At 72.2% G+C, this 15,232-nt stretch carries 14 protein-coding genes; 4 read left to right on the top strand and 10 right to left on the bottom strand.

The window, feature by feature from the left end:
- Nucleotides 1–41: 41 nt before the first annotated feature.
- Entirely contained in the window at nt 42–446 is a 405-nt protein-coding gene (locus ACFE7H_RS00815) for a hypothetical protein (protein ID WP_375399294.1), read from the top strand.
- A complete protein-coding gene (locus ACFE7H_RS00810; protein ID WP_375399293.1) occupies nt 443–1,327 on the top strand; it encodes an HNH endonuclease in 885 nt (294 codons plus the stop codon). The genes ACFE7H_RS00815 and ACFE7H_RS00810 overlap by 4 nt, the downstream gene beginning before the upstream one ends.
- An 18-nt stretch (nt 1,328–1,345) precedes the next feature.
- On the opposite strand, the gene ACFE7H_RS00805 is transcribed toward ACFE7H_RS00810, so the two are convergent.
- The 3 genes from ACFE7H_RS00805 to ACFE7H_RS00795 form a co-directional block, all read right to left on the bottom strand.
- Nucleotides 1,346–2,407 carry a glycoside hydrolase family 6 protein gene (locus tag ACFE7H_RS00805; RefSeq protein WP_375399292.1) on the bottom strand — a complete coding sequence of 354 codons (1,062 nt, stop codon included), beginning with the start codon at nt 2,405–2,407 and terminating at the stop codon, nt 1,346–1,348.
- Between the two features lie 201 nt (nt 2,408–2,608).
- Entirely contained in the window at nt 2,609–3,709 is a 1,101-nt protein-coding gene (locus ACFE7H_RS00800; RefSeq protein WP_375399291.1) for a glycoside hydrolase family 6 protein, read from the bottom strand.
- Between the two features lie 173 nt (nt 3,710–3,882).
- Nucleotides 3,883–4,131 carry a DUF3499 family protein gene (locus tag ACFE7H_RS00795; RefSeq protein WP_375399290.1) on the bottom strand — a complete coding sequence of 83 codons (249 nt, stop codon included), beginning with the start codon at nt 4,129–4,131 and terminating at the stop codon, nt 3,883–3,885.
- 73 nt (nt 4,132–4,204) lie between these two features.
- Here ACFE7H_RS00795 and ACFE7H_RS00790 point away from each other — a divergent pair, with 73 nt between their 5' ends.
- On the top strand, nt 4,205–4,645 hold the full coding sequence (locus tag ACFE7H_RS00790) for a metallopeptidase family protein (protein WP_375399289.1): 441 nt from the start codon (nt 4,205–4,207) through the stop codon (nt 4,643–4,645).
- A gap of 90 nt (nt 4,646–4,735) precedes the next feature.
- Here the strand turns inward: ACFE7H_RS00790 and ACFE7H_RS00785 are convergent, their stop codons facing one another.
- The 6 genes from ACFE7H_RS00785 to ACFE7H_RS00760 all read right to left on the bottom strand — a co-directional run bounded on the left by ACFE7H_RS00785 (nt 4,736) and on the right by ACFE7H_RS00760 (nt 13,164).
- Entirely contained in the window at nt 4,736–5,983 is a 1,248-nt protein-coding gene (locus tag ACFE7H_RS00785; RefSeq protein ID WP_375399288.1) for an acyltransferase family protein, read from the bottom strand.
- Between the two features lie 165 nt (nt 5,984–6,148).
- Nucleotides 6,149–7,651, bottom strand: a complete 1,503-nt coding sequence (locus ACFE7H_RS00780; RefSeq protein ID WP_375399287.1) for a DUF5719 family protein — start codon at nt 7,649–7,651, stop codon at nt 6,149–6,151.
- The gene (locus ACFE7H_RS00775) at nt 7,648–10,659 is read right to left on the bottom strand and encodes a glycosyltransferase (RefSeq protein ID WP_375399286.1); all 3,012 of its coding nucleotides are present in this window, start codon (nt 10,657–10,659) and stop codon (nt 7,648–7,650) included. The genes ACFE7H_RS00780 and ACFE7H_RS00775 overlap by 4 nt, the downstream gene beginning before the upstream one ends.
- 305 nt (nt 10,660–10,964) lie before the next feature.
- Nucleotides 10,965–11,285 (bottom strand): WhiB family transcriptional regulator, encoded by a 321-nt coding sequence (locus tag ACFE7H_RS00770; RefSeq protein ID WP_375399285.1) that lies wholly within the window; start codon nt 11,283–11,285, stop codon nt 10,965–10,967.
- 445 nt (nt 11,286–11,730) lie between these two features.
- Complete coding sequence (gene galE / locus ACFE7H_RS00765) at nt 11,731–12,699, bottom strand: UDP-glucose 4-epimerase GalE (protein WP_375399284.1); 969 nt, start codon at nt 12,697–12,699, stop codon at nt 11,731–11,733.
- Between the two features lie 48 nt (nt 12,700–12,747).
- Nucleotides 12,748–13,164 carry a hypothetical protein gene (locus ACFE7H_RS00760; protein WP_375399283.1) on the bottom strand — a complete coding sequence of 139 codons (417 nt, stop codon included), beginning with the start codon at nt 13,162–13,164 and terminating at the stop codon, nt 12,748–12,750.
- A gap of 270 nt (nt 13,165–13,434) precedes the next feature.
- Here ACFE7H_RS00760 and ACFE7H_RS00755 point away from each other — a divergent pair, with 270 nt between their 5' ends.
- Nucleotides 13,435–14,133, top strand: a complete 699-nt coding sequence (locus ACFE7H_RS00755; RefSeq protein ID WP_375399282.1) for an SOS response-associated peptidase — start codon at nt 13,435–13,437, stop codon at nt 14,131–14,133.
- A 6-nt stretch (nt 14,134–14,139) separates the two neighbouring features.
- Here the strand turns inward: ACFE7H_RS00755 and ACFE7H_RS00750 are convergent, their stop codons facing one another.
- Nucleotides 14,140–14,928 (bottom strand): HAD-IIB family hydrolase, encoded by a 789-nt coding sequence (locus ACFE7H_RS00750; RefSeq protein ID WP_375399281.1) that lies wholly within the window; start codon nt 14,926–14,928, stop codon nt 14,140–14,142.
- Nucleotides 14,929–15,232: the final 304 nt, after the last annotated feature.

Here is a 15,232-nt window from a genome sequence, read left to right as displayed (position 1 = left end):
GATCAGGCGAGCTCAGTCCGACGCCATCGAATGGTGCTGCATTGGATGCGCGTGAGGCTCTGTTCACGTCGGCGTTGGAGCAGGCGGATCGGGTTGTGAACACGGCCGAGGCGATGCGCTTGCAGGTGATGCTGGCCGGGTTCGATGCGATGCTGCTGGAGGAGCAAGCCGAGACCGGGCGGGCGTTGCGGCCGGATGATGCGGCTGTGCGGGCGTTCTGCCTGCACCAGGCCAACGTGCTCCGCGTCTCCCGGCACGCGATCGAACATCGCATCGACGACGGCCGGACCGTGCGGGAGAAGCTCCCCACCACCTGGGCGGTGTTCCTCGACGGGCTCGCCTCCGAAGAAGCCATCAGGGCCGCCGCCCGCCAGACCATCGGACTGAAGGCGGGAGAGCGCTCGCCGAGTTCGATGCCAAGGCCGCGGATCTCGTGCAGGCGGTGAAGCCGACGGTGGTCGAGAAGCGTCTCGGGCTGCTGCGGGACCGGCTCGACCCGGACGGGGCGATCGAACGCCACGAACAGGCAGCGACCCGACGGTGGGTCAGCGCCAGGCCCGACAGCGACGGGATGGCCGTCCTCGAGGTGCACTCCACTGCGATCGATGTCGCGGCGATGTACGACGGGATCCGGCAAGCCGCTGTCGACCTGCACGGGTGGGACGGGGAATGCCGCACCCTCGGACAACTCATGGCCGATGTCGCCACCGATGTGATCCTGCACGGTCTCGCGGTCCCCGCAGCCGAGGTGAGCGACCCGGCCTACCCGATGGAACGCATCGGATCGCTGAAAGCACCCCACCGGAAAGCCGTCAAGGCCACCGTCCTCGTCGTCGTTCCCGCCGACACGGCAACCGGTGCCAACAACACACCCGCGGAACTGGCGGGGATGGGAGCGATCGACGCGGAAACCGCACGACAGGTGGTCGAACACACCCGCAGTTGGACGCGCGTGGGGGTCGACCCAATCGATGACTCGATCCTCGGCATCGACTCCCACGACCGCTACCTCCCGGCCGGGTTGAGAAAACTCCTTCACCTCCGAACACCGTCGTGTGCGGGCGACGACTGCGGGTTACCCGCACACCGAGCAGACATTGACCACATCATCCGGGTCGAACACGACGGTCGGACCAGGCACGACAACCTGCAAGTGCTGTGTCGCAAGAGTCACCAGATGAAAGACGAGGGCTACTTCGACGTTCAACCACTCCCCGATGGGAGTATCAGGTGGCGGGACAAGTGGGGCGGCAAGCGGATCACCCGGCCAGCCCTCAGCGTGAAAACACGGATAGCTACGGAACTCCCCGACGACCCGCCCTTCTGAATCCCGGGAACCGGTCGTTCAGAAGGAGGCGCGGGTGGCGAGCATGCGGGCGTAGGAGGGCCACCACACCCCGGCGGGCGGGCCGCCGTTGCAGGTGCCGTCGGAGCTGCCCGGGGTCTTGATCCACAGGTAGGCGTCGACGAGCGGCGATGCGGTGTGCGTCGTGGGGCGTGCTCCGAGCCCGGCGCCGGAGGCGTTGCACCACGCGTTCCCCGCGACGGCGCGCCCGTTGCGGCCGGTGTCGAGCACGAAGTGCTTGCCGCCCGTCAGCGCGGACACCTGCGAGCCGAATGCGATCAGGTCTTTGGTCGGCTGGTAGTTGGCGACATTCAGGCTGAAGCCGGCGGCCTGCGCGATACCGGCCGCCTTCAGGCGGGACGCGATCACCGACGCGCTCTTCCATGCGGAATGCCCGGCGTCGATGTACGCCCACGATCCGCTGCGCTCGATCTGCTGCACGGAGTCCTTGATGATCGCGACACGCTCACGCTGTCCGGTGGCGTTCAAGCAGTCCATCAGCGGGATCGCGTCCGGCTCGACGATGACGACCGCCCGGTGGTGGCCGAGGCCCGCGGCGAACTGGCGGATCCACGTCCGATAGGCGCTGGCCATACTGGGCGACCCGCTGCCGCAGTCGCCGTGCGGCAGCTCATAGGTGACGAGCACCGCGATCTTGCCGTCGGCCGCGGCCTGGTCCACCCGCGCGGCGACGTCGGCGCGGATGTTGCCGTTCCAGGGCCCGAACCACGTCGCGGTCGGCGTCGTGGTCAGCTTGGCGAGCAGCGCGGTATCGGCCGCGGGTACCGTGCCGTTGGCGCGCAGCGTCTGCCCCGCCGGGTGCGGCTCCACGTCGAAGGGTGCGCCGAAGCGTCCGTAGGTGTCCTGGTGCAGGTTCGCGGCGAGCGCGAAGAACGCGGTGCCGGTGATGATGGCGACCAGTCCGGAGACGACCAGCCCGACCGCGAACTTGCGAGTCGACTCGGCCTTCGCCGCTGCGGCCTTCGCCCGGGCGACCGCCTCGGGGTACAGCGATGGTGGCTCGTCCTGCGGGCGCGGCCGGTCGAGTTGCGTAGGGCGCATGGGTACCTCCCTCCGGCCGCGGGTCGACCGGCCATCAGGGTACGTACAGGTGTTCGAGGTAGAACCCCCCAGTTCGCGCTACGAACACCTGATCAGCGCCATCTGCAGGCGTTGCTGGACGAAGTCGTCCTCCTCCGTGGCTTCGACCGGGACTACCCGAACGCGGGTCCGGCTCTACCGACTGCACCCAGTCGACCGGGTTCAGAACGCCGCGTGCCGCGCCAGCGAGCGGGCCGCGTCGGGGTACCACTGGCCCGCCGGCGGGCCGCCGTGGCAGGTGCCGTCGGAGTAGCCGGGCGGCTTGATCCACAGGTACGCGTCGGCCAGCGCAGAGGCGGTGTGCGTGGTCGGCTGCTGGCCGAGCCCGGCACCGGCGGCGTTGCACCAGTCGCCGGGCGCCGTGCGGCCACCGTTGCGGCCCGTGTCGATGACGAAGTGCGTGCCTCGGGTCAGGCCGGACAGCGCCGTCCCGTAGGTCAGGGAGTCGGTGGTCGGGCGGTAGTTCGCGACGTTCAGGCTGAAGCCCGCGGCGTGCACGATTCCCGCGCGGCGCAGGCGGCCGGCCATCGTCGCCGGCGTCTGCCAGCCCGCGTGGCCGGCGTCCAGGTACACCCAGGAACCGGTCGCGCCGATGCGTGCAACGGCGTATCGCAGCAGCGCCTCCCGCTGCGCACGACCGGCGGCACTGAGGCAGCCCTCGAGCGCGAGCGCATCCGGCTCCACCACGACGATCGCCCGATCAGCCGCGAGTCCTGAAGCAAAATCCCTGATCCAGGAGCGGTATTGCGCGGCCGAGCGCGCTCCCGACCCGGTGCTGCAGTCGCGCCGCGGGATGTCGTAGGTGACGAGCACGGCGACGCCGCCGCGGGCGGCCGCCGCATCGACACGCTGCGCGACGTCGGCGCCGACGGCGGTGTTCCAGTCGCCGTACCAGTCGGCGACCGGCGAGGAGGTCAGCTTGGCCCTCAGTGCCGCATCACCGGCGCCGGAGCCGCCGAGCGAGCCCACAGCCGACGGGGAGCGATCGAACGCGGCGCCGTAGCGGCCGAGATCAGCGGCTTGGGCGGCGGGCGCGCCGGCGACCAGCAGCGCCGAGGTCAGGGCGGCGACGACGGATGCGGCAGCCCACCGCACGGCGGGTCGACTCGGACGGCGGCCGACGGTACGGCGCCGGGTGCCACGCCGGTCGGCACCGTATCCGGCCGCACGGCCCTGCAGCGCGACGGCGGCAGACAGCAGCCGGCGGGCGGTCGAGGCTCGGGGCGCGACGACGACGGAGGAGGAACACGGCTGGGTGGCCATGGCGGGGGAACCTTGGGGAGGAGTGCCCTGGGGAGGGCAACGGGGTATCGCCTCAAGGTCGAGGCGGACTCCGCACGGGTATGCGGCGCCGGTCGCATCCTGCAGGCGAAGCCGTCACCGCGCCCAGACCCCAGAGCGGGGACAACCCGAACTGGGGCGCCGCCCGCGGCCGGTCACAGACCGAACAGCGTCCCCTTGCTGGGCTGCGGATCCCGCATGTCCTCGGGTTCGGCGATGCGCAGCACCGACCAGCCCTGCGGCGCGGAGAGGCGCTCGGCGTGCTGGGCGCACAGGTCGTACGCGTGCGGCTCCGCCTTCATGCTGAGCGGACCGAGCACGGCCATCGAGTCGGCGTAGACGTAGGTGAGGGTGGCGACGGCCGGTGCGGAGCAGGTCACCCGTGAACACGGCCGTTTCGTCATGACCCGCGTCACCCTACGCGTCGCATCCGCCGCGTCTGCGTCCTACCCGGCGTGCCGCGGGTAGGCTCACCGCATGGCCCGCTCCCGACGCGTGTCCCTGCCGCCGTCCGCGCGAGGCGGCTTCCGGAACCGGCACGGGCGCGGGCTGCGCTCCTCCGTCACCGGGCCCCACTTGCCGGTGCTGCAGACGCGCGCGGAGGCGTTCGAGAACATCGTCGCCGAGACCGCCGACTACCTGCGCGGTGCCTGGCCGGCCGAGCTGGCGACGGTCACCTTCGAGATCGCCGGCATTCCCCGCTCGGTGGGCGGCTCGGGCTTGGACCGCTGGTGGGCGGACACGACCCGCAACCGCGTGATCCTCTACCGACTGCCGATCGAACGGCTCGCGCACCTGCACATCGACGACCAGGCGCACCAGCGCATGTATGTGGAGCACTGCGTCGTGCAGGCCGTCAGCGAACTGCTCGGCAAGGACCCGTGGGACCTGGCTCCGGACCGCTTCCACCACTTCTGACGCGCGCCGCCCTGCGACCCGTCTGCGCGGACTCGAGACGACTGCCCGTGCGCGCGCGGCAGCAGGTGCGAATCCGGGCAGAACGGCGGGCTACCGCGCGGCGTGGGAGGAAAACGCGGTGATCGCCTTCGTCGCTCCCGCGTTGGCGGTGCGCGCCAGCCGATGCAGCGGCACCTCGACCACCCGGTAGAACGCCCACCCGGTCAGCAGCGCGGCCGGGACGCCGATCGGCAGCAGCAGGAACCAGTTCCAGTCGCCGATCAAATACGCGATGGTGACGATCACCGGCACGTGCACCAGGTACAGGCTGAAGGAGATGCGGCCGAGGAACTGCGGCACCGCCCTCTCCAGCATCCGCCGCCAGCCGGTCTGCGCGATCGCGGCGAACACGAGTAGCAGACCGCCGAGCGCGGCCAACTGCTGCAGGCCCTGGTTGCCGTCCGTCCCGAGCGGGATGACGGGCTGCAGCAGGTAGCTGAGGATCAGGAGCAGCAGGCCCGCAAGGACGACGACGGTCCAGCGGATGCCGCTCGTGCGGGCGCGCAGGCGGTCGCCCCACGACCGAATCTGCTGCACGTGGACGCCGGTCAGCGTGCCGAGGAAGAACACGGGCAGGTAGGTGAGCGGCTCGCTGCCGATGACGGCGCCCAGCACGCCGAGCCCCACGACGAGGGCGGCGGTCTGCAGCCACCAGCGGCGCAGCAGCACCGCCAGCAGCACGAACACCGGCAGCAGGACCGAGAACGTCGCCTCCCACCGCAGGGTCCAGAGCACGTTGTCGACCTTGGGGCCCGACACCATCAGGGTCATCTCGTTCAGGAACCGGCCGACATCGATCCCCTGCGCATTGGTGGTGCCGATCCAGTTTGTACTGGTCACCCGGTCGAGCGACCGCGGCAGCAGCAGGATCAGGCCGGCCGCGAGCAGCATGGCGCCCCACGCGGGCAGATAGAGCCGCACGAAGCGGCCGGCCAGAAATCCGGGCCAGGAGAAGTCGGGGTGCTTCAGCGCCGGCAGCGCGACGACCAGGCCGGAGAGCACGAAGAACACGAGTACGGCTTCGCGGCCGCCGGTGAGCAGCTTCAGCGGGGTGTACTCCAGCCACCACCAGAGGCTGAAGACCTGCACGGCCTCACCGGGCCGGGGCTCGATCAGGGGTGCCGCGATCAGGGAGATGTGGTGGAAGACCACGACGAACGCGGCGATGCCCCGTAGGCCGTCGAGCGCACTGAGCCGCGCTGCGGGCTGCTGACGGGGCTGCTCGCCGGGGCCGGGCGAGGTAATCGACGCAGGGGAGTCGGAGCGCGCGATCGCGGCTCGGTCCTGCTGCATCGTCATGGTGGCTGGTCTCCCGGTCGTTCGGGGAGCCGCGGCACCGCGGATCGGCGGCACCGGCCGCTCCGCCGAGAAAGCACGGTAGTCAGCGCCCGTCCACGACTCCTGGACGTCACTTATGAGCGGGCTGAGTGCACTGCCCGCAGGTCGGCATCGACCGGCGTCGGTTCAACCGGTCACATGGACTGCGCGCGCGGCCGGCGCGGCCGGTTGCAGGGGCAGGCCGGCGAGCGCCCCGGGACCCGCCCAGCTGAGCGCGCCCCGCAGCCCGGCCGTTCCCGCGACGGTCAGCACGCCGTCCGACACCGGCACCGCGATCGTGCGTCCGGCCGGCACATCGACGGTCGTGCCGGTCGCTCCGGCCAGGGTCACGTGCGCGGCGGCGGTGGTGGGGTTGGTCAGGCTGAGCAGCGCCGCGGGGCCATCGGGCACCGCGACCGACGTGGCTCCGCCGAGCTCCGGCGCCGCGACGAACCACGCGATGTCGATCCCGCGCCCGGATCCGGTCACCGGTGCAGTCGTGGCCCCGTCGATCCCGACCTCGGTTCCCGAACTCGCGGTGGCGCTCCCACCGTTCGCGGCCTGGGCACTGGTGGCCTGGGTGTTGGTGGCCTGCACGCCGGCGTTGATCACGGCCGCACGCACCGCGGCGATCAGCGGCCTGGTCGAGCGCATCGTGACGGTGAACGTGCCGTCGGTCAGGCCACCGAGCGGGATGTCAGTGACCGTGCCGGCGTCCACATGCCGAGCGACCGCGGCACCACCCGCGACGCCGTCCGCGCCGACCGCGGTGACGCGCACGTCGGCGTCGGCGGACCCGGGGACCAGCACTCGCGCCACCGGCGCCAGATCGCCGGAATCCTGCTCCCCGCTCGCCGCGGCCACGGCCGAGCCGTGCAGGATGCGCACGCCGGGGATCACCTGCACGGTCGCCGGGGCGATCGTCGCGCCCGAGAGGTCCACGCCGCCGGACTCCAGGCCGCGCACGACCCGCTGTTCGACCGACGCGGTGATCAGGCCACCGGTGCTCGTCACGTGCAGGGCGACCGCGGCGGCACCGGGCGCGAGCGACGCGACGGGGACTGCGCGGGTGCTGCGGGCCGGCACCTGCACCGCGCCCGTGGACCCGGCCACCGGTCCGCGCTCCGTCCACACCGCAGTCGTGACGCTTGCGGCGACGCGGGAGGCGTTCGTCAGCAGCAGCACCTGCACGCGGCCCGTGCTCGTGGCCCCCGCGGCGAACCAGGCCCCCGTCCCCGGGGCGCGGCAGGCGGACGCCGCGAAGCCTGTGGCGTCTCCGGTCGTGACCACCTGCGACTGCGCTGCCACGACGGTCGGCCCGCCGGACACCAGGCGGGGGGCGGAGGCACGGGTGCCGACGATCGGCCCGTCGCTCAGTCGCGCGGTGCGGGGTGCGGTGGTGGATGACGCACCGCCCGGGGTACCGCTCGTCCGCCGGGGGCTGCCGACCGCGGTGACGGCGTTCGCCGTGCCGCCGTCCGCACCGACCTCGACCACGGCACCAGGACAGACCAGTCGCACCACCGCGGCGGCCGGCGTGACCGTCCGCCCCTCGGGCACGGCGCCGAATACGGGCACCTGCGAACCGAGCGCGGCGGCCGCAGCGCCGGCGAGCACCGCAACGACAGCACCGACCGACCGTCGGCTCACGGGACGACCTCGCGCGGTGCGGCCAGCGGACGCGGGCCGAGCGCCAGCGGACGGCCGAGGGATTCCTGCGCGCGCCGCGTCGCCTGCACATCGCTGCGCGGCGCGGCCAGGGCAGCGTCCGGCCGGAACCTGGCCGCGAGCCGGCCGGTGGGCAGGGCCAGCAGCAGCGTGAGTGCGAGCACCAGGACCTGGATCGCCAGGACAGCCAGGCCGACCGGGGTACCCGTGTTGGCGGGTCCCTGCACCACCACTCGCGGCATCGGGGATGCGACCCGGTACAAGGTGCCGGAGGCGGTGCGCGAGGCCGCCGCGAACACGTCGCTGGAGCCGAGCACCGCCGCGGCCTGGGCGGTCACCGCACGGCTCGCCGCGTCCGCATCCGCAGCGGCCGGACGCAGCAGCACGTACTCCACCCCCAGTGCGGCCAGGTCGGTGCGCACGTCGTCGCCGGAAGGTTGCACCAGCGCGGCGGCGACCCGCGCAGCGGCCAGGTCGTCCGGGACGGTGCCCGTGGTCTGCAGAGTGGACAGCTGCTCCAGGGTGCGGCCGCTCCCCCGGGACAGCTGCTGACGGACACCGCCGTCGGGCTGGCCGGTCAGCGTGAGCAGGCCGATCGACGGCCGACGAGCGGCCTCGGCGGCCACGAGCGCCGGCGCCGTGGTCGCGGCACCCGCCCGGACGGGCGACGTGCCGGCGAGGGCGGCGACCAGCAGTGGTGCTCCGGCGACGGCCAGGCAGGCGACCGCCAGCAGGCCGACCCCGGCGGCGAACGCCGGCCGGGCGGCGCGGACGGCTCCGGCTGCGCGCGCGCCGGATTCCAGGCGCACTCCCGAGGCGAGCCGATCGAGGCCGCCGACCGCGCACTCGATCAGGCCGAGCCAGGTCAGGCTGAGGGCGGCGCCCGGCCAGAGAGCGACCGGCTGGATGCCCACCCCCGCGACGACGAAGCGCGTGTCGAGCACCGCCAGCAGCAGCGCCCCCGCACCGATCAGTCCGGCCCGGAACGGCAGGGTGCGCCGGGGCCAGAGCAGTCCCACGGCGCCGAGGAGCAGCAACGGCAGCACGAGCGCCAGCACCACCGCCACCGCGGCTGCACCGGTCAGCCCCGTGGGGGCCGCCAGCACGGCCCACGTCTGCCCCAGCCACTCCGGCCAGCCGGTGAACAGTTGGACGAGCTGCACGATCGGCGCCGGCAGACCGGCCAGATCGGGCGCGGCGGAGGCGGGCAGCACGACTCCGGGGTCCGCCAGCACGGCGAGCGCGTGACCAAGGCGCGCCTGCTGCAGGGCGACCGGCGCGATCAGCACCACGGCCGGCAGCGGCAGCGGCAGCAACCGGACGATGCGACGACGATCGGCACCGAGCATCGTCGCGACCAGGGCGACCACCCAGGCGAGCACGAACAGCGGCAGCAGCGACGGCGCGCACGCGAGCATCAGGGCGGCCAGCAGGGCGAGAGTCGCCGAGGCGGTCCACGACCGGCGTGCGGCGGTGGCGGCCAGCAAGGCGAAGGGTGCCGCCAGGTGCACGAGCACCGCCGCGGGCCGCCCCGTGTCGAGCGCGACCAGCAGGGTGGGCGCCAGCACCCAGGCGAGCGCGCCGACGACCCGCAGCCCCGGGCGGAGGGTCCAGCGGCTGGCGGCGAGCCAGCCGCCGAGGGCCGCGATCGCCGGCGCGAGTACCCAGAGGCCGACGAGGGCGGCCGAGGGATGCCAGAAGGTGATCGAGCCGAGCACCGCGAGCACGAGGGCGAACGGATCGGCGGGGCCGGTGAATCCGGTGCCGAGCGGATGCCAGCCCCAGCCGACCGACGCCCAGAGCGAGCGCAGATCGCCGAGCGGCAGCAGGCCGCCTCCGCTCAGCGCGCTCGCCCCGACCCGGGGCCAGGCGAGCACGAGGCCGACCACCGCCGTCACCAGTACGACGGTGAAGCCGCCGCCGGTGAAGAACCGCACAGGCAGACGACGCCCGGGATCGCGGCCGTTGTCGCGCAGCAGCGCGCGGCGGTGGCGCACGTCGCTCCACGACAGCCGCAGGGGCTCGATCGCCGCCCAGCCCGTCACCCGTGTCCGCCGCAGCCGGTGCCGGGCGCGCGCGACGCCGGCGAAGCAGGTCGTGAACGCGACGATCGCCGCGACGAGCTCGGCCGGCGCTGCTCCGGGCCGCTTGCGCAGCAGCTGGCCGATCGCGCGGACGACGCCGAGCGGAAGGATGCTCAGCCAGTGCACCGGCAGCAGCACCGGCGACGCGTACACCAGGCGTCGGTACAGTTGGGCGGCCCGCGCGAAGCGGGCCCGGCGGCCGGGGGTCGCGGCGGCGCCGAGCAGGCGCGAACCGGGACCGGCCGGTCCGGCTGAGCGCACGCGGGCCGCTGGGACCAGCTGGATGCGGTGCCCGGCGAGGCGTGCGCGCACGCAGAAGTCCAGGGCGTCGTCGACGGCGCGCAGAGCCGGATCGAACCCGCCCAGCTGCCGCCACAGGCTGTCGCGCACCAGCATCCCGCCGGCCGCGACGCCGAGCACGTCGCTCGTCCGGTCGTACTGGGCCTGGTCCAACTCCGGCTCCGCCAGTTCGACCGCGGTGCCGAACGGCGTCATCGACTCGCCGTAGGAGTGCAGGTAGTCCGGGGCGTCCCACTGCATCTGCTTGGGCCCGGCGATCATCACCGACGGTGCCGCGTCGACGGCGACCAGCAGCCGCTCGAGCGCATCCGGCGCGGGCGCGGAGTCCGTCGTCAGCAGCCACAGCCAGTCGCCCTCCGACGCCGGCGGGCCGCCCGCCTGCAGGGCGGCCTCGATCCCGGCGCCGAAACCGGCCCGGGCGCCGATCCGCACGTGCTCCGCGGGCGCGCTGGCGGTGATCACGCCGCTCGTCACCGGATTGGCGCCGACCTGCGCGACCAGCAGGCGATCCGGTCGACGCGTCTGAGCCGCGATCGCCTGCAGGGTGAGACGCAGATAGTCGGCGCCGTCTGCCGCGACGAGAATCGCTGTCACGGTGGGCGTCACCTGCCCACGGTACGGGTGTGCCATCGTGCGGCCAGGCCGACCCGCCGGGCACCGCCGCCCGGGCGTCGGTGCTGCGTCGGTGACGGGTCCGGCGGCCGCCGTTCTGCCTGCCTGAGTGGCGAACTCACCCGAAGGCCGTCGAATACGTCTCTTATCGAAAGGCCTTCACGTGCCCCCCGTTCGGAGGGTATTGCAAATCCTTCGGCTCTCTCGACGGCGAAGGAAAGCGGGCGCGGGATCAGCGATCCTCGCGCCCGCTCCAGTGCTGCGGTGTGCGATGTAGCGATGCCCGCTTGACGCGCGGGTCAGCTGGCCTTGCGCAGTTTGCGGCGCTCGCGTTCGCTGAGGCCACCCCAGATGCCGAACCGCTCGTCGTTCTGGAGCGCGTACTCCAGGCACTGGGAACGCACCTCGCACGATGTGCAGATCTTCTTCGCCTCCCGCGTGGATCCGCCCTTCTCGGGGAAGAACGCCTCCGGATCGGTCTGTGCGCAGAGCGAGTCGGCCTGCCACGCCAAGGGGTTCTCGTCGTCGGCAGCGACGCGACGAACCCCCGGGACACCCAGGTTGATCGGATCGACGAACCAGTCGTTCGGCACCGAAGCCTGGAAGTCGGAAACGGTCATAGAAGATCGTCCTCTCACAAATACGTTTCCGAGCCCCGCGCCCGGAAAGCGTGTGGGTAATTACACACATGTCGTTCTCAGGCGTCAAGGGGCGCTCGTTATCCCTCGCGGCGCATTTCGTCGCAGTGCGCCACGCCGTAACACAGAAGATCACGGTCCGGCAACAAGGGCACCGGAAGCCTCTGCGAAGGCCGCATTCAGGGCCGTGAACGGGCGTTTCGTCTTCAGTGCCGCACGGCTCACGGCAGACGCACAACTCTCAACCGCTGCTCGAAGTCCCACGACACGCCGAGGGGCTCCCAGACGCCGGTAACACGATGTTCACAAACGAGAACGGACCGCGCGGCGTGTCGCCGAAAGGATGTTCGAACGAATCAGTGGAACAGTGGTGCGGGCGGCGCTGTCGGGTCGGCGTCGCCAAGTCGAGGTATCGCCGCCGGCAGCTTCAGCCGGCCTCCGCACGTCGGCGGGCGTCCCAGGCGCTCTGCACCATCTGCTGCAGTGTGTGGCGCATGCGCCAGTCCAGGTCGCGCGCCGCGAGCTCGCCGGAAGCGACGATGCGCGCCGGGTCGCCCGGACGGCGCGCGGCGATCTCGGGGGTGAATTCGATGCCGGTCACCTGCGCCATGGTGCGCATGATCTCGCCGACGCTCACTCCGTCGCCCGATCCCAGGTTGTACACGGGTTCCATTGGCTCGCCCGCCGACAGTCGTCGCGCCGCCGCCACATGCGCCTGCGCCAGGTCGGCCACATGCAGGTAATCCCGCACGCAGGTGCCGTCGGGCGTCGGATAGTCGTCGCCGTTGATGCGGGGGGTGCGACCATCGAGCAGGGCGTCGAAGACCAGGGGAAACAGGTTGTGCGGGCTGACGTCGTACACGGCCGGGTCGCCGGATCCGACGACGTTGAAGTAGCGCAGGGAGGTGTGTTGCAGACCGGCGGCGACGTGCTGGTCGGCCAGCAGCCACTCGCCGATCAGCTTGGACTGCCCGTACGGCGACTCCGGCCGCTTGGGGGTGTCCTCGGTGACCAGGTCGGTGTCGGGGGTGCCGTACACGGCGGCGGAGGAGGAGAACACGATTCGCTCGACACCCGCCTGCGCCATCGCGCCGAGCAGCACGGCCGTACCGGTGACGTTCTGCTCGTACGTGTGCAGCGGCCGCTGCACCGAGACGCCGGCGTATTTGAAGCCGGCTACGTGCACGACGCCCTGGACCGCGTGCTCGGTCAGGGTGTCGCTCAGCAGGCGGCCATCCAGGATGGTGCCGCGGACGAGTCGGGCGTCGCTCGGTACGAAGGCTGCTCGGCCCGTGGACAGGTCGTCATAGACGATCGCGTCGATGCCCGCGGCGAGCAGCGCCCGCACCACGTGCGCCCCGATGTAGCCGGCCCCGCCGGTGACCAACCACGTCATGTGCGAAAGCCCGTCATGCGCCAGAGCCTAGGACGGGCCTCCGACGGCTCAGAGCAGGGTCAGCCCGTACGCGGCGAGCAGCACGGTCGCCGCCCCGATGATCGTGGTCGCGAGTGCGATGCCCTCCCAGGCCGGCGCGACGTCGGCAGCGAACTCGCCGGCACCGGCGTCCTCGACGGCGGTGGACGCCCTTGCCGCGTTCAGGCTGCGGTACGAGCCGCGGCGCCGTCCGTCGGCGTCGGTGACGGCGTAGTCGCGACCGTGCTCGATCATCCCCATGTGGCGGTCGCCCGCCCGCCCGATCCACAGGCCCTTGGTGGTGGACCGCCACTCGACCGCGACGGACCGTGCGGCGACGTGCTGGGCGGCGGGCCGCTGCGGGGACGCGGCACCGGCCTGGGTGGAGTCGTCTCGGGTGCCGGAGTCGTCTCGGGTGCCGGGATCGTCGCTCACGAAACTGGTCATATGCATGCCTGCCGTTCCAGTCGGCGGGATGAGGTTCGGCAGAAGAGGCCGAAGGGGCACCCGGAACGGGTGGAAGGAGCCGGTTGATCGCCGTGCTGTTCGGTGCTGCGGGGCCCGGAATCATCGGACCGCTTCGTCGAGGTCCCTGCGTTCCCTGGCCGGGTCCAACCGTATCCGCGTGCCCCCCGAACGGGTACCCCTCGTTACCGGAACGACACGTGAACCGCGGCTGCTGCGCCGCCGTGCGCACGGGTTCTGCATCACGAGACAATGGCGGTCGTGTGCGGCCGGTACGTGGTGACGAGAGCGGTCGCCGACCTGCTGCCCGATCTGCTCGCGGACTCCGGCGATCTGAACGACGACTACAACGTCGCTCCTACGGCGCTCGTGCCGGTGGTGCGCGAGCGGCACGAGCAGCGGGCCGTCACCCGGGCGTCCTGGGGGTTCCTGCCGGGCTGGGCGAAGGATGCGAGGGCCAAGCCGCAGCCGATCAACGCCCGGCTGGAGACCGTCGGGGCCTCCGGCATGTTCCGTCGCGCGTTCGCGCAGGCGCGCTGCGTCGTGCCCGCGATCGGCTACTACGAGTGGACGATCACTGCGGGCGGCAAGCAGCCGCACTTCATCGGCGCACCGGATGCGGCGCTGGCGATGGCCGGCGTGCTCAGCGCCTGGGCCGACCCGGCGCTGCCCCGCGACGACCCGGACCGGTGGCGGCTCTCCATGGCGATCATCACGCGCGACGCGCACGTCGCTCCGGGCGAGGTGCACGACCGCATGCCGGCCTGCCTCACCCCGGACGGCTATGACGAGTGGCTGCGCGCCGACTCGTCGCCCGACCAGCTGCTGCGGCTGCTCGAAGCGGAGTCGATGCAGGTGGCCGAGACGCTGACCCACTACGAAGTGGACCGCGCCGTCGGCAACGTGCGCAACAACTCCCCCGACCTCATCCGCCCCCTGGCGACCGGTTGACCGCGGTCAGGAGGCGGTGAGGCCCGCGATCACGTCGTCGATCACGCCGACCGTCTGCTCCCATCCGGTGACCGCTCGGGTGGGGACACCCAGCGCCTTCACCGGGTAGTCGTTGCCGTCCGGGTCCAGCCGGTCACCGACGAACAGCATCTCGGCCAGCGCGATACCGGTCAGCTCGGCGAGGCGCCGCATCCCGTAGGCCTTGTCGATGCCCCGCCGGGTCACGTCCACCGAGGTGGAGCCGCCGGAGCGCACCTCCAGGTCGGGGACCCGCTGCTGCACGGCGGCCCGCAGCGCGTTCTTCTTGGCGCCGTCGGGGTCCCACGCGGTCTTCTCGGGCAGCGGCGCCTGCTGGCCGAGGGCGGAGTAGGTGATCTGCGACCCGCGGTCCTCGATGGCCGGCCCCCAGGTCGTGGCCGCCCACAGACCCAATCGGCGTGACTCCTGCTCCAGGGCGACGATGGCGGCCTGCTTCTCTGCCTCGCTCAGGTCCTCCGCGTAGACGCGGGAGAGCTGCCCGTCCGTCACCAGCCAGTACTGGGTGCCGCAGGTGGGCATCAGGTGCAGGCGCGCGGCCCGCTCCGGCGGGAGGGCGCCGAGGCGCTCCACGACCTGCCGGCGGAACTGGTCGATCTGGCCGCCGGAGATCACGCACACCGGCACCACGCCGAGCAGGTGCACCAGCGCCTCGCGCACGGGATCGGGCAGCGGCGCCTTGGAGGGCGCCAGAGTGTCGTCGAGGTCGAACGCGACGAGCGCGGGCCGCGCCCCGGTGCCGGTCTGCGCCTGGTCCATCCCGATCACGCTAGACCGTGCCTTCCGGGCCCGTCGACTCCAGGCGGTCGACCCCGGCCGCCCGTCCGAGCCGGTCACGTCGCCGGCGACGGAGCACGGCGGGTTTTCTCACAGGGTCGGCGTCCTGGGCGGCGGACACGCGGGTGAATTCGATATTCGTCCGCGAATTCGCGTCATCCTCTGGTTGACCCTGAGGCGAATTGGTCGGCGAAGCCGTTTCTGAATTGCCGAGCGCGTCACGGCGCGATTACCGTCACCCCTCAGATGCGGACCCGCCGGATCCTTTTCCTTCATAGCGCCTTGA

The organism is uncultured Amnibacterium sp., assembly GCF_964250715.1.
In the GTDB taxonomy this organism is placed as follows: Bacteria; Actinomycetota; Actinomycetes; order Actinomycetales; family Microbacteriaceae; genus Amnibacterium.
Note: the sequence above shows the minus strand (reverse complement) of the source record. Positions and strands in the feature narration are given on the sequence as shown.